Origin of the sequence: Paraburkholderia sp. J63 (assembly GCF_905220245.1) — a bacterium.
Taxonomy (GTDB): domain Bacteria; phylum Pseudomonadota; class Gammaproteobacteria; order Burkholderiales; family Burkholderiaceae; genus Paraburkholderia.
Map to the genome: position 1 here is coordinate 78,554 of NZ_CAJMZF010000024.1, position 25,265 is coordinate 103,818.

At 65.6% G+C, this 25,265-nt stretch carries 22 protein-coding genes and 1 pseudogene; 10 read left to right on the plus strand and 13 right to left on the minus strand.

The genetic code is table 11. The annotated features are described in order from the left end of the window. Positions 1-64 precede the first annotated feature (64 nt). Together U5775_RS24015 and U5775_RS24020 are read right to left on the minus strand one after the other, a co-directional pair. Complete coding sequence (locus U5775_RS24015; RefSeq protein WP_322060594.1) at positions 65-1,135, minus strand: ABC transporter substrate-binding protein; 1,071 nt, start codon at positions 1,133-1,135, stop codon at positions 65-67. A gap of 126 nt (positions 1,136-1,261) precedes the next feature. After that, positions 1,262-1,735, minus strand: a pseudogene (locus tag U5775_RS24020) (flavin reductase); the annotation flags it as partial. Between the two features lie 363 nt (positions 1,736-2,098). Between U5775_RS24020 and U5775_RS24025 the strand changes: the two are divergent. Both U5775_RS24025 and U5775_RS24030 read left to right on the plus strand, forming a co-directional pair. Then, on the plus strand, positions 2,099-2,818 hold the full coding sequence (locus U5775_RS24025; RefSeq protein WP_322060595.1) for a DUF433 domain-containing protein: 720 nt from the start codon (positions 2,099-2,101) through the stop codon (positions 2,816-2,818). Next, complete coding sequence (locus tag U5775_RS24030) at positions 2,815-3,231, plus strand: DUF5615 family PIN-like protein (RefSeq protein WP_322060596.1); 417 nt, start codon at positions 2,815-2,817, stop codon at positions 3,229-3,231. The genes U5775_RS24025 and U5775_RS24030 overlap by 4 nt, the downstream gene beginning before the upstream one ends. 83 nt (positions 3,232-3,314) lie before the next feature. On the opposite strand, the gene U5775_RS24035 is transcribed toward U5775_RS24030, so the two are convergent. Next, on the minus strand, positions 3,315-4,001 hold the full coding sequence (locus U5775_RS24035; protein WP_322060597.1) for a GntR family transcriptional regulator: 687 nt from the start codon (positions 3,999-4,001) through the stop codon (positions 3,315-3,317). Positions 4,002-4,108: 107 nt separating this feature from the next. Then, complete coding sequence (locus U5775_RS24040; RefSeq protein WP_322060598.1) at positions 4,109-4,399, minus strand: DUF1330 domain-containing protein; 291 nt, start codon at positions 4,397-4,399, stop codon at positions 4,109-4,111. 110 nt (positions 4,400-4,509) lie between these two features. Between U5775_RS24040 and U5775_RS24045 the strand changes: the two genes are divergently transcribed. From U5775_RS24045 to U5775_RS24070, 6 genes are all read left to right on the plus strand, one after another. Then, positions 4,510-5,112: an amino acid synthesis family protein gene (locus tag U5775_RS24045; protein ID WP_322060599.1), complete on the plus strand. Its 603-nt coding sequence runs from the start codon at positions 4,510-4,512 to the stop codon at positions 5,110-5,112. Further along, positions 5,081-5,905, plus strand: a complete 825-nt coding sequence (locus tag U5775_RS24050; protein ID WP_322060600.1) for an alpha/beta hydrolase — start codon at positions 5,081-5,083, stop codon at positions 5,903-5,905. Before U5775_RS24045 ends, U5775_RS24050 begins: the two co-directional genes overlap by 32 nt. Further along, positions 5,902-6,885, plus strand: coding sequence for a flavin reductase (locus U5775_RS24055; protein WP_322060601.1), 984 nt, complete (start codon positions 5,902-5,904; stop codon positions 6,883-6,885). The genes U5775_RS24050 and U5775_RS24055 overlap by 4 nt, the downstream gene beginning before the upstream one ends. Before the next feature lie 11 nt (positions 6,886-6,896). Continuing rightward, positions 6,897-7,934, plus strand: coding sequence for an LLM class flavin-dependent oxidoreductase (locus tag U5775_RS24060; protein WP_322060602.1), 1,038 nt, complete (start codon positions 6,897-6,899; stop codon positions 7,932-7,934). A 12-nt stretch (positions 7,935-7,946) separates the two neighbouring features. Continuing rightward, positions 7,947-9,416 carry an aldehyde dehydrogenase gene (locus U5775_RS24065; protein ID WP_322060603.1) on the plus strand — a complete coding sequence of 490 codons (1,470 nt, stop codon included), beginning with the start codon at positions 7,947-7,949 and terminating at the stop codon, positions 9,414-9,416. Positions 9,417-9,553: 137 nt separating this feature from the next. Continuing rightward, positions 9,554-10,966, plus strand: coding sequence for a purine-cytosine permease family protein (locus tag U5775_RS24070; RefSeq protein WP_322060604.1), 1,413 nt, complete (start codon positions 9,554-9,556; stop codon positions 10,964-10,966). Positions 10,967-11,027: 61 nt separating this feature from the next. On the opposite strand, the gene U5775_RS24075 is transcribed toward U5775_RS24070, so the two are convergent. The 8 genes from U5775_RS24075 to U5775_RS24110 all read right to left on the minus strand — a co-directional run bounded on the left by U5775_RS24075 (position 11,028) and on the right by U5775_RS24110 (position 20,781). Next, entirely contained in the window at positions 11,028-12,605 is a 1,578-nt protein-coding gene (locus tag U5775_RS24075; protein WP_322060605.1) for a TolC family protein, read from the minus strand. Continuing rightward, positions 12,592-14,706: an FUSC family protein gene (locus U5775_RS24080; RefSeq protein ID WP_322060606.1), complete on the minus strand. Its 2,115-nt coding sequence runs from the start codon at positions 14,704-14,706 to the stop codon at positions 12,592-12,594. The genes U5775_RS24075 and U5775_RS24080 overlap by 14 nt, the downstream gene beginning before the upstream one ends. Then, positions 14,687-15,739: a multidrug transporter subunit MdtN gene (gene mdtN, locus U5775_RS24085; protein ID WP_322060607.1), complete on the minus strand. Its 1,053-nt coding sequence runs from the start codon at positions 15,737-15,739 to the stop codon at positions 14,687-14,689. The genes U5775_RS24080 and mdtN overlap by 20 nt, the downstream gene beginning before the upstream one ends. Before the next feature lies 1 nt (position 15,740). After that, entirely contained in the window at positions 15,741-16,028 is a 288-nt protein-coding gene (locus U5775_RS24090) for a hypothetical protein (RefSeq protein WP_322060608.1), read from the minus strand. A 208-nt stretch (positions 16,029-16,236) separates the two neighbouring features. After that, positions 16,237-17,088, minus strand: a complete 852-nt coding sequence (locus U5775_RS24095) for a 3-hydroxybutyryl-CoA dehydrogenase (RefSeq protein ID WP_322060609.1) — start codon at positions 17,086-17,088, stop codon at positions 16,237-16,239. 384 nt (positions 17,089-17,472) lie between these two features. Beyond that, entirely contained in the window at positions 17,473-18,660 is a 1,188-nt protein-coding gene (locus U5775_RS24100) for a porin (protein WP_322060610.1), read from the minus strand. A 120-nt stretch (positions 18,661-18,780) separates the two neighbouring features. Beyond that, on the minus strand, positions 18,781-19,584 hold the full coding sequence (locus U5775_RS24105; RefSeq protein ID WP_322060611.1) for an ABC transporter substrate-binding protein: 804 nt from the start codon (positions 19,582-19,584) through the stop codon (positions 18,781-18,783). 66 nt (positions 19,585-19,650) lie between these two features. Continuing rightward, positions 19,651-20,781, minus strand: coding sequence for a M20 aminoacylase family protein (locus U5775_RS24110; RefSeq protein WP_415913640.1), 1,131 nt, complete (start codon positions 20,779-20,781; stop codon positions 19,651-19,653). Positions 20,782-20,983: 202 nt separating this feature from the next. On the opposite strand from U5775_RS24110, the gene U5775_RS24115 reads away from it, so the two are divergent. Together U5775_RS24115 and acnB are read left to right on the plus strand one after the other, a co-directional pair. Continuing rightward, positions 20,984-21,937, plus strand: coding sequence for a LysR substrate-binding domain-containing protein (locus U5775_RS24115; RefSeq protein WP_322060613.1), 954 nt, complete (start codon positions 20,984-20,986; stop codon positions 21,935-21,937). Between the two features lie 172 nt (positions 21,938-22,109). Beyond that, positions 22,110-24,707 carry a bifunctional aconitate hydratase 2/2-methylisocitrate dehydratase gene (gene acnB, locus U5775_RS24120; RefSeq protein ID WP_322060614.1) on the plus strand — a complete coding sequence of 866 codons (2,598 nt, stop codon included), beginning with the start codon at positions 22,110-22,112 and terminating at the stop codon, positions 24,705-24,707. 90 nt (positions 24,708-24,797) lie between these two features. Here acnB and U5775_RS24125 read toward each other — a convergent pair whose 3' ends face one another. Next, positions 24,798-25,130 carry a carboxymuconolactone decarboxylase family protein gene (locus U5775_RS24125; protein WP_322060615.1) on the minus strand — a complete coding sequence of 111 codons (333 nt, stop codon included), beginning with the start codon at positions 25,128-25,130 and terminating at the stop codon, positions 24,798-24,800. Positions 25,131-25,265 lie beyond the last annotated feature (135 nt).

The following is a 25,265-nucleotide window of genomic DNA, read 5'->3' on the forward strand; positions in this document are numbered from 1 at the left end:
CACGATGTTTCCTTTCGCGCGCCGGGGCTGTTCGGATTCCTGATCGATACGCTTTTCTGGCGGCTTACTTCGATTGCCACGCGTACCAGCGCTTCGCAATCGCGTCGCGGTTCTCGGCCCAGTACTTCATGTCGAGATCGATCTGCGAGGCCTTGTACTGGTCGGGCAGCGTCTTCGCCATCGCAGGCGGCATCAGCGCGGCCGATTTCACGTTGATCGGCGCATAGCCCGTATCGGCCGCGAATTTGGCCTGGGCCTGCGCGCTCGTGGCCGCCGCGAGATACTTCATCGCCTCCGCGCGATGCTTGGCGCCCTTGGGAATCACGAGCATGTCGGCGGCGGTCAAATTCTGGTTCCACGAAATGCCCACCGGCACGCCGGTCTGCGCGAGCGCGTGCAAACGGCCATTCCAGAACATGCCGATCGGCGCTTCGCCCGAGGCGAGCAGTTGCTGCGATTGCGCGCCGCCGCTCCACCAGACGATGTCGCTCTTGATCGTGTCGAGCTTCTTGAACGCGCGGTCGAGGTCGAGCGGATAGAGCTTGTTGGGCGGCACGCCGTCGGCGAGCAGCGCGATTTCCAGCACGCCCGGCGCCGACCACTTGTAGAACGTGCGCTTGCCCGGGAAGCGCTTGGTGTCGAACAGGTCGGCCCACGTTTGCGGTTGCGCGCCCGTGTACTTCGCCTTGTTGTAGCCGAGCACGAACGAGTAATAGAAGCTGCCCACCGCATCCGGCGTCGCGAAGCGCGGGTCCAGCTCGGCCTTCTTCACCACCGAATAGTCGATCGGCTCGATCAGGCCGTCTTTCTGCGCGGCGTAGGCAAAGTCGCCTTCCACGTCCACCACGTCCCAGCTCACGTTGCCGCTGTCGACCATCGCCTTGAGCTTGCCGTAGTCGGTCGGGCCGTCCATCAGCACGTTGATGCCGCTTGCCTGCGTGAACGGCTGCGCCCAATCCTTCTGTTGCGACGACTGAGTCGTGCCGCCCCAGCTCGTGAACACGATCGGATCGGCGGCCAGTGCCGGCGCGGCCGCGAATGCCGTCGCGCAGAGCGCGGCCAACGGGGCGAACGATGCCAGGCGCGGCGACCAAAGCAACGACGACGCAAAAAACGGGATGCCTCTGCTGCTCATGTCTCTCTCCAAGGGAAACGGTTGCGCATCGAGACCGCCGGAGCGGCGGGCGTTCGAGCGCTGGTTCAGGCCGGCGACGCAAACCCGCGCCGCTTCGTGTTGTTGTTTTCTTCGTGTGGTGGTTTTTCAGTGTGCAAGGGCAAGCGGCTGCACGGTTCCGGCCTCGGTATCGCCGACATAGATGCCGAACGCGTCCTGCCTGCGCTCGCGCGCGTAGCGTTCGAGCATCGAGCGCACGACGTCGTCGCTCAGTTCGTCCCAGGGAATCTGCGCGAGCGGCACGATGCGGATGCTGCTGTCGAGCCAGGGCGAGCCGCTCTGAATCACGCGGCCGCGGTAATAGACATGCACGCCGGGATCGCGCTCGCCCTGCGCTTCGAACACGGCGAACAGGCACTCGAGATGGACCTGCAGACCGAGCTTCGCGAGTACGCCGCGCAGGCTCGCGCAGTCGCTGGCCGAATCGAACTCGACGCCGGTCGGCAACCGCACGCCGTTCGGCGTATCCACGAGCACGAGTCCGTCGCGATGCTCGAGGATCGCGCCCACGCGTGCTCGCCCGCCCGCTGCGGCCAGCGGGTTCCGCGAGAGGCTGAAATTCGGGTCGAGCGCCGCCGAGGCGGCGAGCGCACGGCGAAATCCGGCGATGTCGAACACCTGTTTCGCGGTTTGTCCGGGGGTTGGCTCTGCCATGGCGTGCTCCAGTGGTCGCTGCGTTGCTCGGTGAGATTATGGTATTCCATCTTATGGTCCACAACAATGCGCTGCGTATTATGGAATACCATGAGCCGTCAGACAGTTTGGCTGGTATGTGAGGGATTTTTTGGAGCTTCGGGCCTTCTGCAGCGAGTGGGGGATGGTTGAGGACGAATCTCAAAAAACTCATCTAATCAAGTATCTATTGAGCTTTTAGCGTGGCCGGAATAAAATCTCCGGCGTGTCGGAATATTTATTGGAGCCGCCATGATCCTCGATAGCGAGATGGTCTCGACAACCGAGCTCGCCTATATCGCCGGTATTAGCGACCGCGAGGTGAACCGCCTCGTAGACGAGCGCATCCTCCCGGATTTCCTGTTCAAAACCGATAACGGACGGCGTTTCGACCTGTCGGTGGCCGCGTTCGCGCGTTTCTATTTCGAGGCGAGCGACATACTGACGGCGCCCGCCCGCAAGTCGGCTATCCGCGAGATGGCCGGGCGCATCAAGGACAGCCCCGGCGTGACGTTCAGCATCGGCTCGAAGCTCGTCGCCCTGTTCGAATACCAGCCCGCATCGGGGTCGCGCGCGCCCATCTCGGGGCGATGCGACATCAATCTGCTCGTGGACTGGCGGTTCACGACGATCGACATGGAGCCGTTTTTTATTGAGATCTGCGAGCGTGCGACCGACACCGCTCGCGCCAGCCAGACGATCGTTTCGGACCCCGAAATTCTGGGCGGGGAGCCGGTCTTTGCGGGCTCGCGTGTTCCGGTCGATACCGTGATCGGCTCGCTCGACGAGGGGATGAGCCTCGAAGCACTGCAAGACGCGTGGCCATTCCTGACCGAAGCGTTGATCGCCGACGCACGTTTGTACGTGAAACTCCATCCGCGCCGCGGCCGTCCGCGTGGCCCGGGTGGGGAGGCAGGCGGCTGGAAGCTTCAGTCGACGAGGATTATTCCGCCCGAGGCCAGCGACGCATGACATTCAAGCTGCTGATCGACGAATGCCTGTTGCCTGGTTTGGCCATCCAGGCGTGGGACGCGGGGCACGAGGCAAGCTGCGTGCGCGACCGCGGCTGGTTGGGACTGAAAGACCGCCAGTTAATCGAGCATGTAGTCGCCGGCGACTACACATTGGTCACGCACAACAGCAAGGATTTTCGTGGCCCCGCCGGAACGGGCGAGGGAGGCCTTCATCGAAGGCAGCCGATTCATGCCGGGCTAATCTGTTTGAATTCGACTCGGCCCATGTCGATCCCGCGCCAACAACGCCTGTTTGCGCATATGCTTACCGAACTCGCGGGATACAACGATCTGGTGAACAAGGCGCTGGAAATATTCGAAGCCGACAACGGGACGTGCACTATCCACGTGTACGATATTCCGGAGTCTTGATCGATCCCGGCGACGAGAATCTACGAGGCGGCGACAGCAACGCTTGCTCGCCTTGCGCATCGACGAGATTCGCCGCCCCCTCCTCAATCCTCCCCCACCTCTTCGTTCTGCTGCGCCAACGTCGACAACGCCAGTTCGGAAACCCGCTTGATATGCGAGGCCGACGCCGCGGCGGCCGCGTCGCCGTCGCGCCGCTCGATCGCGTCGAGCAGGCGGTTCATCTCGCGGTTCGAGTCGCTGCCGCGCCCCGGCGTGGCGATAGTCACCGCGCGCAGCCGGTTGATGCGCGCATTGAGCGTCTTCACGACCGTCAGCGACACCTGCTTTCCGGCGGCCTCGAACAGGGTTTCATAAAAGCGCTCGGTGTATTCGAGCACGCGCGGCAACTCCCGCTGCTCGAACGCCTCTTCGATGACGGCGCGAATCTCGCGCAGTTGCTGCACGACTTCGGGCGTCGCGGCCTCGGCGCAGGCGCGCGCGGCATTGGCTTCGAGCAGGCCGCGCAACTCGTAGATCTCGCCCACTTGCGCAGGATCGAGCCGCGCCACGACCGGCCCTTGCCGCGCGACGGTCTCGACCAGCCCTTCGGTCTCCAGATGCCGCAGCACCTCGCGCACCACCGTGCGGCTCACGCCAAGCTCGTCGCACAGCGTGCGTTCGACGAGCCGCGCGCCCGGCCGGAAATAGCCCTGCACGATGGCAGTGCGAAGTTTGTCGAGCGTCAGTTCGCGCAGCGTCTTGGCATTACGGTCGATTTTGAGGTCTTGCATGGGCGGTCGTGGAAACGGACGATGGCCCGCGCGGGGCGCGGGCATGGAATGCCATATTATGACCTAACTGACGTCCAGCTTTCCATGCCGGTGCCCTCGCGGCACGCTCAGCCCTCCAGTCCCTCGACGATCGCCACCTGCGCGACGCAATGTCCATCCCGCTTCGCCTTGGCCGCCTGGTATTCGGGCGAGTGGTAGCAGGCGAGCGCCGTCTCCATGTCGCTGAACCGGATCACCACGTGGCGCTCGAACGACTCCCCTTCGAGCACTTGCGCCGCGCCTCCGCGCGCCAGAAAAACGGCGCCGAACTTCTTGAACGCCAGCGGCGCGATCTCCGTGTAGTCCTTGTATTTCGCGGGATCGAGGACCTTCACGTGGGCAATCCAGTACGCAGTCATTTTTCCACCTTCAGTTTCGGGATTTATCCGGCAAGGGTTAACACTCATGGCATGCCGTAACATGGTATACCAAAATGCCTCACACATTCAACGCACGAAAGGAAGGTGCCATGAACCTGATTCGCAAATCCGTCCTCCACGTCGAGACCGTCTACGTCGATGGCGACAAGGCCGCCGCCCGGCCGCTCAAGATGATCGGCGCGGTCGCCGTGATCAAGAACCCGTGGGCGGGCCGCGGCTATGTCGAAGACCTGTCGCCCGAGATTCGTGCCATCGCACCGCAACTGAGCGAGCACCTGACCAGGCTGATCCTCGACGAAGCCGGTTCGGGCGAAGCCGTCGAGGCGTTCGGCAAGAGCGCGATCGTCGGCCTCGACGGCGAGATCGAGCACGCGTCCGCGCTGATCCACACGCTGCACTTCGGCAACATCTACCGCTCGGCCGTGGGCGCGAAGTCGTATCTCGCGTTCAACAACACGCGCGGCCCGGCCAACGCACCGCTGCTGATCCCGATGATGGACAAGAACGACGAAGGCCGCCGCTCGCACTATCTGACGCTCCAGTTTGCGATTCCCGACGCGCCGGCCGCCGACGAACTGGTCATCGCCATTGGCGGCGCGACCGCTGGCCGTCCGCATCACCGCATTGGCGATCGCTACAAAGACCTCGCAGAGCTCGGAAATGACGTCAAGAACCCTGCAGCTGTCCACTAAGCGCGTCGCCCACTGGCTCGAGCAAGGCAGCGGCGAGCCGCTGGTCCTGATTCACGGCGTGGGCATGCAGGCGAGCGCGTGGTATCCGCAAATCGAGGACCTGTCGCGCGAATTCCGCGTGATCTCGGTCGACATGCCGGGCCACGGCATGAGCGATGCGCTCGACGCGAACGCCGACCTGCAGCAGTTCGTGCAATGGGCGATCGAGTTCATCGAGGCGCTTCGCTGCGGCCCCGTCAATCTGGCGGGCCACTCGATGGGTTCGCTGATCGCCGCCGGCGTGGCCGTGACGCGGCCGGACCTGGTCAAGCGTGTGGCAGTCCTGAACGGTGTGTACCGCCGCACGGCCGAGGCGCGCGAAGCCGTGCTCGAACGCGCCGCCGAGCTGCGCTCGGGCACCATCGACGTGCAAACGCCGCTGCGCCGCTGGTTCAATGCCGAGGAATCGCAACGCATTGCCGCGCAAAGGGTCGAGTCCTGGCTCAAATCGGTGGATCTCGCGGGCTACGCCACGGCGTACACGGCGTTCGCGAAGGGCGACGAAGTCTATGCCGATGGCTGGCACACGATTGCTTGCCCCGCGCTCGTGCTGACCGGTTCGGACGATCCGAACTCGACGCCGGCCATGGCCGTGCAGATGGCGCAGGCGGCCCATGACGGCCAGGCCGTCGTGATCGAAAACGAGCGCCACATGGTGAATCTGACCGCGCCCGAACAAGTCAATCGCGCCCTGCGTGCCTGGTTGCAGACCGAGCCGCAGGCGGAAAATCATGCAGTTGGGAATGTGCTATGAATCCTGTTACGAGCCAGCAATCCACACCGCAGAGCGCGACGCAAACGGCCGCGCAACCCGCCCCGCAAGCGGCGTCGATCAACACACGCGAGCTTCGCGATGCGTTCGGCGCGTTCATGACGGGCGTGACGATCGTGACCACGGCGCACGAAGACGGCAAGCCGCTCGGCTTCACCGCGAATTCGTTCTCATCGGTATCGCTGGACCCGGCCTTGCTGCTGGTGAGCATCGCGAAGACGTCGAGCAATTACCAGACGTTTTCCACGACGGGCCACTTCGCCATCAACATTCTCGCGGAAGGGCAAAAGGAGCTTTCCAACACCTTCGCGCGGCCCAGCGACGACCGCTTCGCCAAAGTGAGCTGGCACCTGAGCGCCAACCATAATCCGCTCATCGACGAAGTAAGCGCGTGGTTCGACTGCACGACGCACGCGGTGATCGATGCGGGCGACCATGCGCTCATCGTCGGCAAGGTCGAGGCGTTCCATTCCGCAGGGTATGCGGGGCTCGGCTATTACCGCGGCGGCTATTTCACGCCGGCCACGCTTTCGGCCGAAGTCATCGCCGGGCCGAAGGTCATCGTCAGCGCGATCATCACGCGCGACGACAAAGTGCTCATGGTCAAGCAGGCCGACGGCAAATGGGGACTGCCTTCGAAAGAGATCGGCAAGGAAGGCGCCGATAAAGCGCTCGACGATATCTTCAGGCAATACCAGCCCGACGCCTCGGCCAACTTTATTTATTCGGTCTACAACAACACCGAAACGTGTTACCAGTACATCTCGTTCCTGTGCAGCGCCCCGGACGAGCTCGCCATCAAGGGCGAATTCGTGAGCCTCGACGACATCGAGACGCAAGCGTTCGAAGACAGCGCGCTCGCCAGCATGCTCGAACGCTACCGCAAGGAGAGCCAGTTGAAGAGCTACGGTTTGTATTTCGGTGACCATAGCAACGGCACGGTCCGCCCGCTTCTTTCCTGAAAGGTTACATCATGCGTTTTTCGCTTTTCGTTCATATGGAACGCGTCTCCGACCAGACCAGTCAAAAGCAGCTGTATGACGAAATGGTCGAGCTGTGCCAGATCGCCGACCGCGGCGGCATGCACGCCGTCTGGACCGGCGAGCATCACGGCATGGACTTCACGATCGCGCCCAATCCGTTCATCAGCATCGCCGATCTCGCCAACAAGACGAAGCGCGTGCGGCTCGGCACGGGCACCGTGATCGCGCCGTTCTGGCACCCGATCAAGCTCGCCGGCGAAGCCGCGATGACCGATATCATCACGGGTGGCCGCCTCGATCTGGGCATCGCGCGCGGCGCCTACTCGTTCGAGTACGAGCGCCTGATGCCGGGCCTCGACGCCTGGGGCGCCGGGCAACGGATGCGCGAACTGATTCCGGCCGTGAAAAAACTCTGGGAAGGCGATTACGCGCACGAAGGCGAGTTCTGGCAATTCCCGTCGACGACCTCGTCGCCGCTGCCGCTGCAGCAGCCGCATCCGCCGATCTGGGTGGCCGCGCGCGACCCGAACAGCCACGAGTTCGCGGTGGCCAACGGCTGCAATGTTCAGGTCACGCCGCTGCACCAGGGCGACGAAGAAGTGGAGAAGCTCGTGGGCCACTTCAACGCCGCGTGCGAAAAGTTCAGCAACGTGCCGCGCCCGCAGATCATGCTGCTGCGCCATACCTATGTGGCGAGCAGCGAGGACGACGCGCAAGTCGCCGCCGAGGAAGTGAACGTGTTCTACAACTACTTCGGCGCGTGGTTCAAGAACGAGCGTCCGGTCAGCCGCGGCATGATCAAGCCGCTGAGCCGCGAAGAAATGGCCGCGCATCCGTTCTACACGCCCGAAGCCATGCGCAAGAACAACGTGATCGGCACGCCCGCGGAAGTGATTGCCCGTCTTAAGGCCTACGAAGCATTGGGCTTCGACGAGTACTCGTTCTGGATCGACACCGGCATGAGCTTCGAGCGCAAGAAGGCTTCGCTCGAACGCATGATCCGCGACGTGATGCCCGCGTTCCAATAAGGTTTTGACGCCATGAATGTTCATTTTCAGCTGTATATCGACGGCCAGTTCGAACCCGGCGCCGCCACGTTCGGCAGCGTGAATCCCGCTACCGGCGCCGTCTGGGCGCAGATGCCGGAAGCGCGCACCGACGAGGTCAACCGCGCCGTGGCCGCCGCCGGCCGCGCATTGAGCGACCCCAAATGGGCGGGTCTCAGCGCGTCGGCGCGCGGCAAGCTGCTGTACAAGCTCGCCGATCTCGTCGAAAAGGCTGCGCCGCGACTCGCTGAAATTGAAACCCACGACACCGGCAAGATCATCCGCGAAACGTCGAGCCAGATCGCCTATGTTGCGCAGTACTACCGGTATTACGCAGGCATTGCCGACAAGATCGAGGGGAGCAACATCCCCGTCGACAAGCCCGACATGCAGGTCTGGCTCGAACGACAGCCCGTGGGCGTGGTCGCCGCCATCGTGCCATGGAACAGCCAGCTCTTCCTTTCCGCGGTCAAGCTCGGGCCCGCGCTCGCCGCGGGCTGCACGGTGGTGCTCAAGGCGTCCGAGGAAGCGCCCGGCCCCTTGCTCGAATTCGCGCGCCTCGTGCACGAGGCCGGCTTTCCCGCGGGCGTCGTTAACGTCATCACCGGCTTCGGTCCCGAATGCGGCGCGGTGCTGAGCGGCCACCCCGGCGTGGACAAGGTCGCCTTCACGGGCGGCCCCGAAACCGCGCGCCACATCGTCAGGAACACGGCCGCCAATCTCGCTAAGGTCTCGCTCGAACTCGGCGGCAAGTCGCCGTTCATCGTGTTCGCCGATACCGATATCCAGAGCGCCGTCAATGCGCAGGTCGCGGCCATCTTCGCCGCGAGCGGCCAGAGCTGCGTGGCGGGTTCGCGCCTCCTGATCGAGGCATCGGTGAAGGACCAGTTCCTCGCGCTGCTGGTCGAGCGCGTCTCGCGCATTCGCGTGGGCTCGCCCAACGACATGGAGACGGAATACGGGCCGCTGTGCACCGAACGACAGTTGCACAATATCGAGTCCGTGGTCGCGAGCTCCGTGCGTCAAGGCGCCAAAGTGCTCGCCGGCGCGAAGAAGATCGAGCGTGACGGCTATTACTACGCACCCACGATTCTCGATTGCAGCGGCGTCGAGCACGCGGACAGTATCACCACGGAATTGTTCGGGCCGGTGCTTTCGGTGGACACGTTCACGACCGAACAGGAGGCGATCGAGAAAGCCAACAGCACGGCCTATGGGCTCGCCGCCGGCATTTTCACGAGCAATCTCACGCGCGCTCACCGCGTTTCGAAGCGCGTGCGCTCGGGCATCGTCTGGATCAACACCTATCGCGCGGTCTCCCCGCTCGTGCCGTTCGGTGGCTTCGGCCTTTCCGGGCACGGCCGCGAAGGCGGCTTCAGCGCGGCGCTCGAATATACGACGACGAAGTCCGTCTGGCTGCGCACGTCGGACGAGCCGATCAGCGACCCGTTCGTGATGCGCTGAATGTGCTGAACAAGGCACGCCACGAAGCGCTTACCCACAACCGGTCGAGGGTCCGTAGAGACCAGACCGGGGCCGCGCCGCATCGTTCGCGGCCCGGCACAAATCAGTAAATCCCAGGCAATCAGGATGGAGACAGCATGAAACACCCGGAGAACGACAACAGCGTTCTGGCGATCGAAAGCAACTCGATCGAGTATGTTGCCCCGGAGGCACGGCACGGCAAACCGGCCGATCTGTTCACCTTGTGGTTCTGCACCAATGTCGCGCCGTTGGCCGTGATATCGGGCGCCACCTCGGTGCTGGTTTTTCACCTCGACCTCGTGAGCGCGATTTGCGCCATCGCGGCCGGGCAATTCTTCGGCGCCATTTTCCACGCGCTCACCTCGGCGCAAGGGCCGCTCGTCGGCGTGCCGCAGATGATCCAGAGCCGCGCGCAATTCGGCCGCTACGGGTCCTTGCTGGTGGTGGGATTCACCACGCTGATCTATCTCGGCTTCTTCGTCTCGAACATCATTCTCGCGGGCAAGACGCTCCATACGGCGGCGCCTGCGGTGCCCGCGCCGGTCGCCACCGTCATCGGCGCGGTGCTCGCGACGCTGGTCGGCGTGATCGGCTGTCACTTCATCCATCGCTTCAACAAGGTGGGCGCCTGGTTCATGGGCGGCGCGCTCGTGATCGGCATCGCGCTGATGGCGCCGCACCTCGACGCCCGGATCTTCGAGCAAGGTCATTTCGATCTCGCCAACTGGTTCGCGATGTTCGGCCTCTGCGCGGTATGGCAAATCAGCTTCGCGCCCTATACGTCCGATTATTCGCGCTACCTGCCCGCCTCCACCGGCTTCGCGAAGACCTTCGCGTACACGTACTTCGGCACCTCGCTGGGCACGATCTTCGCGTTTCTGTTCGGTGTGCTTGCGGTCAGCACCGGCCACTCCACGGACGCGATGCAGGCTGTGCGCGAACAAACGGGCCTGTTCGGCTACGTGCTGATCTGCCTTTTCCTCGTCAACATCATCGGCCACAACGGGATGAATCTGTATGGCGCGGTGCTGTCCTTCATTACCGCCGCCCAGACCTTCCGTCCGCATTGGGTGCCGGGACGCAACGTCCGGGTGGCCGTATCGGCGATCCTGCTGGTGGCATCGACGGTGACCGCGCTGTGGGCATCGAGCAACTTCATCGCCCTCTTCCTCAATGCGATCTTCGCGTTGCGCATCGTGCTGGCGCCCTGGATCGCGATCAATCTGATCGACTTCTATCTCGTCAACAACCGCCATTACCGGGTCGCGGAAATCATCAGCAGCAACGGCGGCGTGTACGGCTCGTTCAACTTCAAGGCGATTGCGATTTACGTCTTCGGCATCGCGATCCAGGTGCCGTTCATGGACGAGAGCTTCTTTCACGGGCCGTGGGCATCGATCCTGGGCGGCGCCGATGTTTCGTGGATGGTCGGCCTCGTTGCCACCGCACTCGCCTGCTATCTGTTTGCGTCGAAGGACGGTTCGCGCTACTGCGGCAGCGCTGGGGCGAGTGCTCAAGCGTCCGAATGATGGTGGCGGCGCGGGCCGCTGTTTGATCGCTGGCGCGAGCATCGATCCCGATCGCTCGCGCTCACTCACCCAGCGGCAATTCCCCATATGCCCCGTCCGGGGCCTGCGCGCCCATCTCCCCCGTCGCGAGCGCCAGCGACGCGGCGGCCGACAACGCGGCGCTATAGCTGTCCGCATACGCGTCCTGCGCGGCGATCAACTGGTTCTGTGCAAGCAGCGCGTCGGTGATGGAGCCCACGCCGTGCCGGTAGGCGGCGAACGCCGCGCCATAGGTCGTCTGCGCGGCCTCGACCAGTGCTTTCGCCGCATCGTTCGATGCGAGGCTCGTGGCGAGCGTGTTCTGCGCGACCACGATCTGGCGCACGGCCTCCTGCTTCGTGCGCGTCAGTTGCGCGGCCGCGCTGTCCGCGTCGTTGCGCGCCTGCATCAGCACGGCGGAGCGCAAGCCGCCGTCGTAGAGCGGGATCGTCACGCCCACGAATACGCTGCCGCTGCGGCGGCTGCCAGCCAGGTTCACGGTGGCGGCCTGGTCGCCCACCGGCGGAATGGCCGTGATCGCCGTCGAGCCCGTGCCGTACGCGGCCGTGGCGGCCACGAACACCTTCGGCATGAAGGCCGCCTCGGCCGCGCGGATCTTCGCCTGGTTCGCCTGCTCGAGCGCGTACGCGCCCTGCACGTCGGGCCGCCGCGCGATGGCATCGGCGACGATCTCGTCGACCGATTTGTGCAGCGCCGGTGAGAGCGAGCGCGCCGGCAATGGCGCGATCGTCGGCTTCGACAACGGCGAGATGCCGAGCGCGGACACGAGGTTCAGATAGCTGTCGCTCTGCACGCCGTTGGCCTGCACCTGCGCGAGATTCGCCTGCGCGCGGTTCTGCGTGGCCTGCGCCACCTCGACGACCGTGCCCACGCCCTGCTTCAGCCGTGCGCGCGCGGCGGCGAGAATCCCGTCCGCGTTGTCGAGCGCCTGCTGCGCGGTACGCGAGCGCGCGCACGCGGCCTCGTAGGTGTAGTAGGCGATGCTCACGTCGTGGATCACGCGCTGGTGCACGGCCGTGAACGCGACGTTCGCCGCCATCGAGAGCCGCGTGGCCGCATCGACGCGCGCGCGGCGCCCGCCGAAGTCGAACAGCAGCCATTGGAGCGCGAGCACGGAGACCGTGCCGTGCAGGTCCTCGTTCGACGACACGTTGCCGAGCAAGGTGGACGCCGAGCCGCTGCCGGCCTGATAGCCGCCCATCGCGGTCGCCGTGAGCTGCGGCAGGTAGGCGGTCTTCGCGATGCCCGCCGCGAGCGCCGCATTGCGCGCATCGTTCCAGGCGATCCGCGTCTGCGGATTCGCGGACTCCGCGAGATCGATCAGCTCGGGCAGCGTATAGGCATGGTTCGCGTCGAGCGCCGCCGCGGGCGCGACGCTCGCGAGCCCAGTGCTGTTCGGCAGCGTGTAGCCGGCGCCATCGGCGCCGGTGCGCGGCGGGCCGGGCACGATATCGCCCGCCGCGTTCGTCTGCGGCTGCCACGGACGGTCGGGCGCGGGAGGCGCGAGATCAAGCGAGGACGTCGCGCATCCCGCGAGTGCGGCGGCTGCGGCGGCTACGACCGCGGCGGTCAGCCGGCGCTTGGGGTCAAGGGCGCGCATCGGTCGGCGCTTCCTTCGATGGAGAGGAGCGCGCGGCGTCGGCGATCTCGCCGAACCGCGCATCGATCACGTTTAGTAGTGCGTTGACGCTGGCTTGTGCCGCGCTATCTGCAATGGAACCGGCGGTGGAATCGGCGACGCTGGTGCCTGACGTTGGCGTCCCAGCCTCGGCGTCGCGCGAGCCTGGGGCTTCTTTCGCACCGCCCTTCACAACGCCTTCCGCATCCTCGCCCGCCTCGACCCTGCGCGTGAGCGCTTTCAGCCGCACATCGGCCGCCGCGCCTGCGCGCCCGGCCGCGAGAAAAACCGGCCCCTCCAGCGCGCCAAGCTCCGCGAGCGCGCGCCAGCGGCGCTCGATCCACGCGGGCGCGGGACGCACCCACGAGGGCTCGTAGTGGATCAGGCCCAGATCGTCGCGCAGCCCGCCGTATTGCGCGAGCGCGCCCGCGGCGAGCGTGCGCCGCGCACGGGCGTCGGCGGCATGCGCGATGCGGGTCCACTGCGCGACGAGCGCGTCGAGCGCCGCATCGATCCGGCCGGCAATGCTCACGGGCCAGACCCGCGTGAAGACCAGATAGACCACCAGATTGCCGATCAGGATGCCGATCGCGCGGTCGCGCGCGACCGTGAGATCGAAGGCCGGCGCCGCGCCCTGGATCACGCACAGGAAGAACGCAAAAGCGATCTGCATGCCCGCGTAGGCGATGCGCGGCGAGCCCATCGCCACCCACGCGGCCAGCCACGCGCCCGCGAAGACGAGCACCATCAGCCCGGCCACCGAAGTCAGCGCGGGCGTCACGAACACGATGGCCGCCGTGCCCAGCAATGCGCCGACGAGGCAGCCCGCGATCCGCAGCGTGAGCTTCTCGACGGTCTCGGCCGTGGTGCCGAGCGAGACGATATAGCAGGTGATGAAGCAGGTATGGATGCCCTGCCAGTCGAGCTGCTGATAGAGCAGGTAGCAGAACATGGCCGCCGCCGTGGTCTTCAGCGCGTAGCGAACGTGATCGGGATTGGTGAGCGCGTCGGCGTCGAAGAAGCCGCTGTGCGCGGGCGCGGGTTCCGTCGCCTGCGCCGGCGTCTCGGCCGGTGACGCGGGCGGCACCGCGAAGCCCTCCAGCGCCGCGCGCAAATCGGCCAGCACGAGCGCGGCGAGCGGCGAAGGCGCCGCGCTCGCGCTCGCCTCGTGCAAGCCCGCCAGATCGGCCACGACGTCCACGGGATAGCCGCCCGCGTCGAGCATCGCGGCCATCTGCTCCATCGTCGCGGCAAGCCGCGCCGCGCATGCCGCCGCTGGTCGCGCGCCGGGCTCGCTCGCGGCGAGATCCGTGGCGAGCAGGATCGCCGTCGTGGACGCCGCCGCCTGGCGCAGCGCCGCGCAGTCGGCGGCGCTCGACGTGCCTTCGAGCTTCGAGAGCTTGAGCCAGGCCATGATCTGATGCTCGCCCTCGCGCAGGCAGGCGTCGAAGGCGGCGCGCGCTTCATCGCTATCGTCGCCAGGAGCGCCGCTCAGCCGGCGCGCGGCGAGCCTCAGGCGGCTCGCGAGCTGCGCACAGGCAAGCTGGCGCGGCGAAGGCGCGAACAGCAGATTCACGACGATCGCCACGCCAATCGGAATCGCCACCAGCAGCCACGCGTAGAGCAAGCCGCGCGTCGCCGCTTCGCCCACTGGCGCGAGGCCCAGTTCGTCGAGCCCGAAGCCGACGATCATGGCGACGATCGCCCCCACCGGCCGCAGCTTGCTCGCCGACGTAACGAACAGCAGTCCGAACGAAAGCACCGCCATGCACGCGACGCGCAGCGCCGGAACGTCGATGCAAAATACGGCGACCGCTATCACGATCGCGATGATGACCGTCACGAGCAGCAGAAATGCCGCCGAGAGCACGAGGCTCGTCACGCGGTCGGGCTTGTTCAGGAAGAACACCACATAGGCCGACAGCGCGGCCTCGGGCGTGCCGTATGCGCTCGTGACGAGCGTGGTCAGCGCGCAGATCAGCGCGATGCGGGTGACGATCGAGAAGCGACCCGGAAACGGCGCGAGCAGCCTCGCGATGTCGCGCGGCCCCGGCGCGTTCAGCTCACCGGCAAGACTGGCCATGCCGGACCTCGACGATTGCGCTCGCACCCACACGCACGAGCTTCGCGGCCGGCGCCTCGATGCGCACGCGCACCGGGAAGCGCTGCGAGACGCGCACCCAGTTCACCGACTGCTGCACAAAGGGCAGACCGTGCGGGACGTTCACGCGGTCGAGGTCCGCGATCCCGGCGCCGATGCCGACGACCTCGCCGCGCATCGGATGGCCGCGGTCGATCATCGAATAGACGGTCGCGCAGTCACCCACGTCGATCGCCCCGAGCGCCGTCTCGCGGAAATTCGCCACGGCGAACCATTCGCCCGCGTGGATCAGCGTGAAGATGGACTGGTTCGGCGCGACGGTCTCGCCCGCGAGCACCGCGAGCCCCGTCACGTAGCCGTTGAACGGCGCGCGCACCACGGTGTCGGCGAGCGCGTGCTGCGCGATCGCGAGCGCGGCTTCGCGCGCATGCAGGGTGGCGATCGCATCGGCGTCGTCGCCGATCGTCTGGGTGGAGGCGCGCTGCTGCTCCTTCGCCTGCGAGAGCGACACGCTCGCGTCGCGCTGCGCGACGACCGCCTGGTCGAACTGCTGCGCGGACACGTAGCCCTGCGCCGCGAGCGGCCGCAGCCGCTCGACGCTGCGCGTCGCGAGATCGTAGTTGTGCGTCGCGCGCTGGGTCTGGTCGGCGGCGAGCGCCGCGCCCGAAGTCTCGCCGATCACCGAGCGGCGGCGCGTCGCCAGCGCCGCGCGCGCGAGCTCCACTTCGGCCTGCGCCTGCGCGACCGCGAGCCGGTACGGCACGGGATCGATTTCGAACAGCACGTCGCCCTGCGCCACCCGCGCGTTCTCCTCGACGGCCACGCGCACGATCCGGCCGCCCACGGGCGAGGCCACGTGCACGACATCGGCGTCGATGGTCGCGTCGTCGGTCGACGGGAAGCGCGACGACCGGCTATAGGCGTACCCGAGCGCCGCCGCGCCGAGCAGCACGATCACGGCGGCGATCGCGCGGCCCTTCCAGGCGGGTTGGGGATTCACGCCGGCCAGTTTCATCTCAGAGCTGCCCCGTTCCGGACAGCCAGACGAACACCCCGACGACGACGCCGATCGCGGTGCAGACCGAAAGCTGATAAGGCACGGCACGGACCCAGCCCGTTGCGATGAACACCCGATGCGCGATGAGCGCCCCCACGATGCCGGCCACGGCGCTCAAAAGCCAGAACGGAAAGTACGCGCCGAACAGCGGCCAGGAAGGTGCGCCATGGGCAACGCAACCTGCGAGCGGCGCGCATGCCAGGGGCGAACATGCGGTGGGGAATCCGGGCCATGTACGTTGTTTCATCGCTCTCGTGACGGGAACCAATACGGGTATTGCACCGATACGAACAACGCAGACGCGTGACGCCTGGGCGCCCCTACTGCAAGCTTACAGGCGGTCCAGCGCGTCCGACATCATAGCGCGATGTCGTGTATCACCAACCCGAAAGTGCCCCGCCCGCAAAAGCCATACGGCCCGTCCCGCGCCGAGCCAGGCCGGTGCCCCCGGAAGATTATGCGTAGCAGTAAACGCCGTGCCCGGTTTTCCGGCCCAGCCGCCCCGCGGACACCAGCTCGCGCAACAGCGGGCAGGCACGATATTTAGGATCGCCAAAGTCTTTGAGGAAGACGTCGAGCACCGAGAGACAAACGTCGAGCCCGACGAGATCGGCAAGCGCGAGCGGCCCGATGGGATGATTCGCGCCCAGGCTCATGCCGGCGTCGATTTCCTCGGCCGTCGCGGCGCCTTCGGCGAGCAGGAAAAACGCCTCGTTGATCATCGGCACGAGAATGCGGTTGACCACGAAGCCCGGCGAGTTCTTGACGCTGATGGGCGACTTGCCGAGCCGCGTGGTCAGCTCGCGAATCGCGTCCGCGGTCGGGGCGCTCGTTTGAAGGCCGCGAATGATTTCGACGAGCGGCATGAGCGGCACCGGATTGAAGAAGTGCATGCCGACGAAGCGCGCGGGGTCGGCCAGCGCCGCGCCCAGCGTCGTGATCGAAATCGACGAGGTATTGGACGCGATAATGGCGTCGCTGCGCAGCACCGCTTCGATCTGCTTAAGGATTCGGATTTTCAGATCGAGGTTTTCGGTCGCCGCCTCGATGACGAGATCGACAGCGGCAAGCGCCTGATAATCGGTGGACGTTTCGATACGCGCGAGCGCCGCGTCTTGCGCGGCGGCATCGAGCTTGCCTTTTGCCACGAGCCGCCCGAGGCTGTCGCTCAGCGCGGCGACGCCTCTCGTGAGCGCGGCGTCGGTCACGTCGATCATGATGACCTTGAGCCCCGCGACCGCGGCGGCCTGGGCAATGCCGGCGCCCATCGTTCCCGCGCCGACGACGCCCAGTGTTTCGATTTTCATCGCAAGTTTCTCCCGCGCGTACCGTCGCGCATTGCTGCACTGCCGTTATGAAAGTGCGCCGATCGTAGCATCGGGGAGAGACGGCGGGCGTGTCCAAACTGGCCGGTCTAGTGACAAATCCGGCCATGCGCTGGCCGCTGCGATCAGGGTTTCGGGCAACGCTGCGCCAGCACCCTGTTCGTTCGGATAGGTGCAGGCGGGCGCGCGGTGCGCTACAGTGGTTCCTGAGGGCTCACCCCGCGCCCTTATCAGGTCTCCTCGAACTTGTTGCCCGCCTTGAGCGGGCATTTTTTTGTTCGGCAGTCCCAAGGCGATCCATCACGCATGGCGCAGACTCGCCGCGCGGCGCTCCAATCGGCCAGAGCGCCGCGCGAAGCTGCAAAGTCAGAAACTATGGCGGATGGCGGCGCGCACCGCGAGCTGGCGCGAAGTCGAGGAAAGATCCTGCGCGCCCGGCACATAAGCCTGGTCGAGCGACGAGCCGGTCCGGTCACCGGCCACGAGCTGGAATGCGCCCTGCAAATAGACGTCCGTGCGCTTCGACAGGTTGTAGTCGACCATCAGGCCCACCGAGTGGATCGAAGGTTTCACGCTGCCCGTCGTGGCATCGTAGCGTTCGAGCGTGTAGACATACTGCGCGCCCACGAAGCAGGCCGGCGTGAACTGATACTTGCCGTTGACCTCGAAGTTCTGATACCTGAGCGACGTCACGCGGCCACCGGCGAGCGGCCCCGTCACGGGCTGGATCGTCTCGTCGCCCGTGAGATAGCCGACGTTCGCCACGGGCTGCGCGATATAGGTATTGCTATACGCGAAGCCGACCGTCGCCGGGCCCGCCGTGTAATTCACGCCCGCGCCGAAGATCTGCAGCCGCGACGCAGCGAAATTGCCGTCCGCGCCATTGGTGCTGCTCGCGCCCGCAATCGCGCCGCCCGAGGTCAGCGCGGGATTATTCGCGTTCAAATACGCCGCGGCGATGAGCCAGCCGCCCACCGTGTATTGCGCGCCCACGCTCAGCGCGCGGTTGTTCGCGAAGCCGGTGTCGTTGCTGAAGCTGTACGTGCCGCCGAACGAGAAACCGCCGAAGGTCGGGCTCGCGTATTTGACGGTATTGTTCAGGCGGAAGGTGTTGTCGGTGTTGTCGTTGTCGTAGGGATGCGAGAGCAGATAGCCGCCCCAGCTGCCGTTCGCCGTGGTCTGCGCGAGATAGTCCACCACGGAGTCGTACTGGCGCCCCAGCGTGAGCGTGCCCAGGCGCTCGTTGGCAAGGCCGACGAACGCCTGGCGCCCGAACGCGCGGCCGCCCTGCGCGAGCGCCCCATTGCCCGCATTGAAGCCGCTCTCGATCTGGAACACGGCGCTGTTGCCGCCGCCGAGATCTTCGCTGCCCTTGAGCCCCCAGCGGCTGCCTTGCGCATAGCCGCTCGTCATTTCATAGACGGCGTGGCCGCCCACGTTGTTCGTGTAGTCGATACCCTCGTCGATCAGGCCGTACAGGGTCACGCTGCTTTGCGCGAAAGCGGGCGCGGCCGCACCGCACAGCGCCATGACGCAAAAGATCTTCCTCTTCATGTGGATTCCGTTTTTTATCAGGCATGCTAATGATATCGGCCAAGGCGCTCCCCGCCTGCCTTCGCCGTGGCGGGCCGCATGCCCTGCGCCCGCCTGGCCGACTGCGCTGCCCGGCCGGCGTTATTTCGCGCCGTAGATGTCGAAGTCGAAGTACTTCTTGTTGATGCGCGCGTAGGTGCCGTTCGCGAGAATCGCGGCGAGCGCGCCGTTGAAGGCGTCGCGCAGCTCGGTGTCCTGCTTGCGCAGGCCGAGCCCGTCGCCCTGACCGAAGAACTTCGGGTCGTCGATGGCGCCACCCGCGAAGGTGAAGTCCTTGCCTTCGGGGCGCTTGAGAAAGCCGTCGCTGGCTTCGATCGAGGCCTGGAATGCGGCGTCCAGACGCCCCGAGGTCAGGTCCGCATAAACCTGGTCCTGGTTCTGGTAAGCGACGATCTCGGCGCCCGCGGGCTGCCACTTGGCGCGCGCGTAGTCTTCCTGGCTCGTGCCCTGCTCCACCCCCACGCGCTTGCCCTTGAGCGAGGCGGCGTCGGGCAGCAACGGCGAGCCGCGCCGCACGACGAGCCGGGCGGGCGCGTTCGAGATCTTGTTCGTGAAGGCGATCTGCTCCATGCGCTTGGGCGTGATCGTCATCGACGAGGAGATGACGTCGAACTTGCGCGCGATCAGGCCGGGAATCATGCCGTCGAAGCTCGTTTCCACCCACACGCAATGCGCATTCAGTTGTGCGCACAACGCGTTGGCGATATCGACGCCAAAGCCCGTGAGCTTGCCGTCCGGCGTTTTGTATTCGAGCGGCGGATAGGTGGGATCGACCGCCAGCCGGATCTCCCGGCCCTTCAGATCCTCCGCGTGCGCTTGCCCCACCGTAGCCGCCGTGGCCGCCGCTGCGAGCGCCAGCGAGAGCGCCATCGTCCATTTCTTCATTGCATCGTCTCCTTTCTGTTGTTTCGGTTACCTGATTAAATTGCCTGAATCAGTTTGCTTGTGCGTTCATTGCAGAATGTGCTCCGCGAGCTTCACCCAGTAGCTCGCGCCAATGGCGAGGCTCGCGTCGTTGAAGTCGTAGCCGGGGTGGTGCAGCGAGCAATGCTGCGCGCCGTCGCCGTTGCCGATCGAGAGATAGCTGCCCGGACAGCGCTCCAGCATGTACGCGAAGTCCTCGCTCGCCAGGAACGGGCGCAGGCCGTCGATCAACATCGCTTCGCCGCCCCAGTCGAGCGCGACGCGGCGGGCGATCGCGGTCTCCTCGTCATGATTCACGAGCACGGGGTAGCCCCGGCGGTAATCGATCTCCACGCTGGCGCCGTAACTGGCGGCCTGCCCCTCGGCAAGCGCGCATATGCGCCGCTCGAGCAGCGCGCGCACTTCGGCCGAAAGCGCGCGCACGCTCAGATGCAGATCGGCGTGCGGGGCGATCACGTTCGAGGCGCTGCCCGCATGGAGCGCGCCGACGCTCACGACCGCCTGCTCGTGCGGCGCCACGTTGCGCGCCACCACGCTTTGCAGCGCCATCACGATCGAAGCGCCGACCACGACCGGATCGATCGTTTGCTGAGGCGCCGCCGCATGCCCGCCACGGCCGATCACGCGGATCGTCACTTCGTCGGCGGAGGCCATGAACGCGCCGCTCTGGACGCCGATCTGGCCGGCGGGAAAGCCGGGCACATTGTGCATCGCGAACACGCTATCGCAGGGAAAGCGCTCGAACAGGCCGTCCTCGATCATCTTGAGCGCGCCGCCCAGGCCCTCTTCGGCCGGCTGAAAAATCAGGTGCAGCGTGCCGCGCCAGTGCGCGTTTTGCGAGTTTTGTGCAAGGCAGCGCGCCGCCGCCAGCAGCATCGCCGTGTGGCCATCATGACCGCAGGCGTGCATGATGCCGTCGTTGCGGCTCGCATAGGGCAGCCCCGTCGTCTCGCGGATCGGTAGAGCGTCCATGTCGGCGCGCAGCCCGAGACTCGCACCCTGCCCGCGCGCGAGGGTCCCGACCACGCCCGTGCCGCCCACGCCGCGCGTCACCCGATAGCCCCACGATTCGAGCTTCGCGGCCACGAGCGCGCTCGTCGCGTGCTCCTCGAAGCCCAGTTCGGGCCGCGCGTGCAACTCATGGCGCAGCGCGATCATTTCGGCTTCGATCGCCGCCACCTCCGGCAAAACCCACTGTCTGCTCACCGCTTTTCCTCCGCGCGCTTCGTCTGTCGTGGAGCGAATCGTATGCAGCGCAAATGACGGAGAACAGCCAGCGTTTTGTTATGATGACAACCACCCGTTGTCACCCCTTGTTGCTACCCCTTTCTCCCGCGCCAGCCGCGGCGCCTCTGCGCCCATGAAACTGCATCAACTCGAAGCGCTCGTCGCCAGCGCGGACGCCGGCAGCATCCGCGGCGCGGCCCGCGCGCTCGGGCTATCCCAGGCCGCGGTCACGCGCGCCCTGCGCGAACTGGAGGCGAGCGAGCGCCTGCCGCTCCTGATCCGCGCGCCCGAAGGCATCACCTTTACGGAGCACGGCAAGGTGCTGCTCACGCACGCGCGCCTCGTGCTCAACCAGCTCGAACACGCGCACAGCGATCTGGAGCGCTTGAGGGGCCGCGTGGAAGGCAGCCTCATGGTCGGCGTCACGCCGTGGATCACGCTGACCTTCCTCGCCGAGACCGTGCAACTGTTTCGCAAGCGCATGCCCGAGATTCGCCTCGAACTGTTCGACGGCTTGATGGCCGTGGCCACGCCGCTGTTGCGCGAAGGCAGCATGGACTTTGCCGTCGGCCAGTTGCAGCCCGGCGCGAGCGCGCAGGAGTTCGCCTGCGAGCCCGTGCTCACTTACGAATCTTCGGTGATGGTGCGCGAAGGCCACCGCAAGGCGCGGGCACGCTCGATCCACGAGCTGCTCGACGAAGACTGGGTGCTGAATTTCGCGCCGGACGGTTTGAACGATCTCGTCGACTATCTTTTCACGCGCCACGGCGCGCAGATCGACGAACGCCGCATCGTGCGCGCGCAGTCGGTGGCGACGCTGCAGACCATGGTCGAGCACGCCAACATGTGCACGTGGAGCCCGACGATCCTGAGCCACGTGCCGCCCTTCGGCGGCCGGCTGCGGCCGCTCGCCCTGCGCGAGGCGTTCGAACCCCGACAACTGAGCATCGTCACGCGCCGCAACAGCACGCTGAGCCGCGCGGCGGTTGCCTTCATCGAATGCCTGTTTCAGGTGATCAGGCGGCACGCGCGTTCGGCGAAGCAAGAAGACCTTGCCCTGTTCGAAACGCTGGAGCTGTTGATCTAGTGAGCGGCCGGTCTCGCCGGGCCCCGCCGCGCCCTCCCAACTCTTATATAAGACATAAGACATTTGACGTTGGAGGGCATTGCAATTAAAATCGCGCTCAAAGCAGTGCCCGGAGCAGCCTCGGAGCGCCCGAAAAGCCTTCCCCCTGAAACGCAAAATCAGCAGGTCCCCCATGCTTGAAAATTTTCGTGCTCATGTAGCCGCGCGCGCCGCGCTCGGCATTCCCTCCCTGCCGCTGACGGCCCAGCAGACCGCCGAACTGGTTGAACTGCTGGCGAACCCGCCCGCAGGCGAAGAGCAAACCCTGCTCGACCTGATCACCAACCGCGTGCCCGCCGGCGTGGACGAAGCCGCCCGCGTGAAGGCCGGCTTTCTCGCCGCCGTCGCCAAGGGCGAGACCGTCTGCCCGCTGATCTCGCGCGAGCGCGCCACCGAACTGCTCGGCACGATGCTGGGCGGCTACAACATCGCCCCGCTGATCGAGCTGCTTTCGGACGCCGCAGTGGGCACCGTGGCCGCCGACGCGCTCAAGAAAACCCTGCTGATGTTCGACCAGTTCCACGACGTCAAGGAACTGGCCGACAAGGGCAACGCCAATGCCCGTGCCGTGCTGCAAAGCTGGGCCGACGCCGAATGGTTCACGAGCCGTCCGGAAGTGCCGCAAAGCCTGACCATCACCGTGTTCAAGGTGACGGGCGAAACCAATACCGACGACCTCTCGCCGGCCCCGGACGCCACCACGCGCCCGGACATCCCCCTGCACGCGCTCGCGATGCTCAAGAACGCGCGCCCCGGCATCACCCCGGAAGAAGACGGCAAGCGCGGCCCGGTCAAGTTCATCGAATCGCTGAAGGAAAAGGGCCACCTGGTCGCCTACGTGGGCGACGTGGTCGGCACCGGCTCCTCGCGCAAGTCGGCCACCAACTCGGTGCTGTGGTTCACGGGCGAAGACATCCCCTTCATCCCGAACAAGCGCTTTGGCGGCGTGTGCCTGGGCGGCAAGATCGCCCCGATCTTCTACAACACGATGGAAGACGCAGGCGCCCTGCCGATCGAACTCGACGTCTCGAAGATGGAAATGGGCGACGTGGTCGAACTGCGCCCCTACGAAGGCAAGGCCATCAAAAACGGCGAAGTGATCGCCGAGTTCCAGGTCAAGTCCGACGTGCTGTTCGACGAAGTGCGCGCCGGCGGCCGCATTCCGCTGATCGTCGGCCGCGGCCTGACCGCCAAGGCGCGTGAAGCGCTGGGCCTCGCCCCGTCGACGCTGTTCCGCCTGCCGCAGCAGCCCGCCGACAGCGGCCGTGGCTTCTCGCTCGCCCAGAAGATGGTCGGCCGCGCCTGCGGCCTGCCCGAAGTGAACGGGAAACAGCAGGGCGTGCGCCCCGGCACGTACTGCGAACCGCGCATGACCTCGGTCGGCTCGCAGGACACCACGGGCCCGATGACGCGCGACGAACTGAAGGACCTGGCATGCCTCGGCTTCTCGGCCGACCTCGTCATGCAGTCGTTCTGCCACACCGCCGCCTATCCGAAGCCCGTGGACGTGAAGACGCACCAGACGCTGCCGAACTTCATCAGCACGCGCGGCGGCATCGCGCTGCGCCCCGGCGACGGCGTGATCCACTCGTGGCTGAACCGCATGCTGCTGCCCGACACCGTGGGCACCGGCGGCGACTCGCACACGCGCTTCCCGATCGGCATCAGCTTCCCGGCCGGTTCGGGCCTCGTGGCCTTCGCGGCCGCCACCGGCACGATGCCGCTCGACATGCCGGAATCGGTGCTCGTGCGCTTCAAGGGCAAGATGCAGCCGGGCGTGACCCTGCGCGATCTCGTCAACGCGATCCCGCTCTACGCGATCAAGCAAGGCCTGCTCACGGTCGCCAAGCAAGGCAAGAAGAACATCTTCTCGGGCCGCGTGCTCGAAATCGAAGGCCTGCCCGACCTGAAGGTCGAGCAAGCGTTCGAACTCTCCGATGCATCGGCTGAGCGCTCGGCCGCCGGTTGCACGGTGCACCTGAACAAGGAACCGATCATCGAATACCTCAACAGCAACGTCACGCTGCTGAAGTGGATGATCGCCCAGGGCTACCAGGACCCGCGCAGCCTGCAGCGCCGCATCGAAGCGATGCAGCAGTGGCTCGCCGACCCGCAACTGCTGCAACCGGATGCCGACGCCGAATACGCCGCCGTGATCGAGATCGACCTCGCCGACGTTCACGAGCCGATCGTGGCCTGCCCGAACGACCCGGACGACGTGAAGACGCTCTCCGACGTGGCCGGTGCGAAGATCGACGAAGTGTTCATCGGTTCGTGCATGACCAACATCGGTCACTTCCGTGCGGCTTCGAAGCTGCTCGAAGGCAAGCGCGACATTCCGGTCAAGCTGTGGGTCGCGCCGCCGACCAAGATGGACCAGAAGCAACTGACCGAGGAAGGCCACTACGGCGTGTTCGGCACGGCTGGCGCGCGTACCGAAATGCCGGGCTGCTCGCTGTGCATGGGCAACCAGGCTCAGGTGCGCGAAGGCGCGACGGTCATGTCGACTTCGACGCGTAACTTCCCGAACCGTCTGGGCAAGAACACCAACGTGTACCTTGGCTCGGCGGAACTGGCGGCGATCTGCTCGCGCCTGGGCAAGATCCCGAGCAAGGACGAGTACATGGCCGACATGGGCGTGCTGAACGCCAATGGCGACAAGATTTACCAGTACATGAACTTCGACCAGATCGCGGACTTCAAGGAAGTGGCCGATACCGTGCAGATGTAAGTTTGACGTTGGGCCTGGCGGGGGCCTGGTGCAGGTTCCCGTCGCAGTGCTATGTGAAGCGCCGCAGGCTGAATGCCTGCGGCGCTTTTTTTATGCGCCGTTATTCGCGGCCACACCGAGCTCCTTGAGCTTCGATACGGTTGACATGGCGTTGGGCCAGCCCGCGTAGAACGCGAGGTGCGTAGTGAGCTCGACGAGTTCGTCCGGCGTGACGCCGTTCGCGATGGCGCGCGGAATGTGGAAATTCATCTGCTCGGTCTTGCCGAGTGCGATCAGCGCAGCACAGGTCACGAGACTGCGGTCCCGCTTCGACAGTTGAGGACGCTCCCAGATGTCGCCGAATAGCACTTCGTCGCTTAGTTCGGCCAGCTTCGGCGCCACGTTGCCGAACGACTCGCGTGCAGCGGTGGGTTTTTCGGACATGTGTTTCTCCTTTTTCCGTGCCAATGGATTGAAGGAGAACATTCTGCGGGTGGTGGACGCGTGCGACTAGATGGCGAAATGCGCCAGGACTTATGAATGGCATTCAATAATGCTGAAGTGCACTGACGGCCAATG

Bases quoted from the DNA above. Each gene is read 5' to 3' on its own strand.
- U5775_RS24090 (WP_322060608.1), bottom strand. From the start codon at position 16,028: ATGAAACAACGTACATGGCCCGGATTCCCCACCGCATGTTCGCCCCTG.
- U5775_RS24080 (WP_322060606.1), bottom strand. From the start codon at position 14,706: ATGGCCAGTCTTGCCGGTGAGCTGAACGCGCCGGGGCCGCGCGACATC.
- U5775_RS24025 (WP_322060595.1), top strand. From the start codon at position 2,099: ATGATCCTCGATAGCGAGATGGTCTCGACAACCGAGCTCGCCTATATC.
- U5775_RS24060 (WP_322060602.1), top strand. From the start codon at position 6,897: ATGCGTTTTTCGCTTTTCGTTCATATGGAACGCGTCTCCGACCAGACC.
- U5775_RS24125 (WP_322060615.1), bottom strand. From the start codon at position 25,130: ATGTCCGAAAAACCCACCGCTGCACGCGAGTCGTTCGGCAACGTGGCG.
- U5775_RS24055 (WP_322060601.1), top strand. From the start codon at position 5,902: ATGAATCCTGTTACGAGCCAGCAATCCACACCGCAGAGCGCGACGCAA.
- U5775_RS24040 (WP_322060598.1), bottom strand. From the start codon at position 4,399: ATGACTGCGTACTGGATTGCCCACGTGAAGGTCCTCGATCCCGCGAAA.
- acnB (WP_322060614.1), top strand. From the start codon at position 22,110: ATGCTTGAAAATTTTCGTGCTCATGTAGCCGCGCGCGCCGCGCTCGGC.
- U5775_RS24030 (WP_322060596.1), top strand. From the start codon at position 2,815: ATGACATTCAAGCTGCTGATCGACGAATGCCTGTTGCCTGGTTTGGCC.
- U5775_RS24050 (WP_322060600.1), top strand. From the start codon at position 5,081: ATGACGTCAAGAACCCTGCAGCTGTCCACTAAGCGCGTCGCCCACTGG.
- U5775_RS24070 (WP_322060604.1), top strand. From the start codon at position 9,554: ATGAAACACCCGGAGAACGACAACAGCGTTCTGGCGATCGAAAGCAAC.
- U5775_RS24045 (WP_322060599.1), top strand. From the start codon at position 4,510: ATGAACCTGATTCGCAAATCCGTCCTCCACGTCGAGACCGTCTACGTC.
- U5775_RS24105 (WP_322060611.1), bottom strand. From the start codon at position 19,584: ATGAAGAAATGGACGATGGCGCTCTCGCTGGCGCTCGCAGCGGCGGCC.
- U5775_RS24115 (WP_322060613.1), top strand. From the start codon at position 20,984: ATGAAACTGCATCAACTCGAAGCGCTCGTCGCCAGCGCGGACGCCGGC.
- U5775_RS24110 (WP_415913640.1), bottom strand. From the start codon at position 20,781: ATGATCGCGCTGCGCCATGAGTTGCACGCGCGGCCCGAACTGGGCTTC.
- U5775_RS24095 (WP_322060609.1), bottom strand. From the start codon at position 17,088: ATGAAAATCGAAACACTGGGCGTCGTCGGCGCGGGAACGATGGGCGCC.
- U5775_RS24015 (WP_322060594.1), bottom strand. From the start codon at position 1,135: ATGAGCAGCAGAGGCATCCCGTTTTTTGCGTCGTCGTTGCTTTGGTCG.
- mdtN (WP_322060607.1), bottom strand. From the start codon at position 15,739: ATGAAACTGGCCGGCGTGAATCCCCAACCCGCCTGGAAGGGCCGCGCG.
- U5775_RS24100 (WP_322060610.1), bottom strand. From the start codon at position 18,660: ATGAAGAGGAAGATCTTTTGCGTCATGGCGCTGTGCGGTGCGGCCGCG.
- U5775_RS24065 (WP_322060603.1), top strand. From the start codon at position 7,947: ATGAATGTTCATTTTCAGCTGTATATCGACGGCCAGTTCGAACCCGGC.
- U5775_RS24035 (WP_322060597.1), bottom strand. From the start codon at position 4,001: ATGCAAGACCTCAAAATCGACCGTAATGCCAAGACGCTGCGCGAACTG.
- U5775_RS24075 (WP_322060605.1), bottom strand. From the start codon at position 12,605: ATGCGCGCCCTTGACCCCAAGCGCCGGCTGACCGCCGCGGTCGTAGCC.